The sequence below is a fragment of the Pseudomonas tremae genome, assembly GCF_001401155.1.
GTDB lineage: Bacteria > Pseudomonadota > Gammaproteobacteria > Pseudomonadales > Pseudomonadaceae > Aquipseudomonas > Aquipseudomonas tremae.
The window spans coordinates 1-649 of sequence record NZ_LJRO01000098.1 but is presented as its reverse complement, the minus strand read 5'-3'; the positions used below and the strand labels follow the sequence as shown (position 1 = coordinate 649).

Below are 649 nucleotides of genomic sequence, written 5' to 3'. Positions count from 1 at the left end.
GCGCCCCGCCAGCACCGCGTCGGCAGGTCCGCGCAGTGGTGGCGCATTCGGCTTTTACATGAACTGAAAGGGAATGGCCATGAACCTTATCTGCGCTATGTCACGCCCGCCGGTTCTGATGCTTTTATGTCTGCTGGCAGGCTGCAAGACCCACCTCGACCCAGTGAGCTATTCACCGGATTATGCGGCGATCACCCGTGCCGATGGCCGTGTGGAGCTGGTGCCCCAGGCCTGCGTGCAACCAGCTGCACAGGACGAGATCGGTGTAGGTGAGGATTTTCAGCCATTGTTGCCGCCGGGCTGTGCCAGCAACCTGATTCTGCTGCAAATGGTCGAGCAGCGCGCAGATGTCATGCACGGCCGTAACACCGGGCCTGTCATGGCTGCACCGGTCGGGCGCGCCGCGCAGGTTTACATCGACGGGTATGACCGCGAAGAGCTACGTCGGCGTCAGGCAGAGCAACAGGCCAGCACCGACACACAGGAGGCCCGATGACCTCAGTTAGCGTCAATCAGCCCCAGTTCACGAGCCTGCTCGGCGCGGTCCGGTATGGCCTTGACGCGCCGGGCTTCGGCGATCAGCTTGCCGCGTTCGGCCTTGGGGATGTCGTCGAAGGTCATGTTTTTGAGATCTTTCTCTTTTCCGGCC

At 61.9% G+C, this 649-nt stretch carries 1 protein-coding gene and 1 pseudogene; one reads left to right on the top strand and one right to left on the bottom strand.

The annotated features are described in order from the left end of the window. The first annotated feature begins 79 nt into the window (after positions 1 to 79). Positions 80 to 496 (top strand): hypothetical protein, encoded by a 417-nt coding sequence (locus tag ALO43_RS08155; RefSeq protein WP_054072669.1) that lies wholly within the window; start codon positions 80 to 82, stop codon positions 494 to 496. Between the two features lie 2 nt (positions 497 to 498). Here ALO43_RS08155 and ALO43_RS32335 read toward each other — a convergent pair. Beyond that, positions 499 to 649 (bottom strand): annotated as a pseudogene (locus tag ALO43_RS32335) (tetratricopeptide repeat protein); the annotation flags it as partial.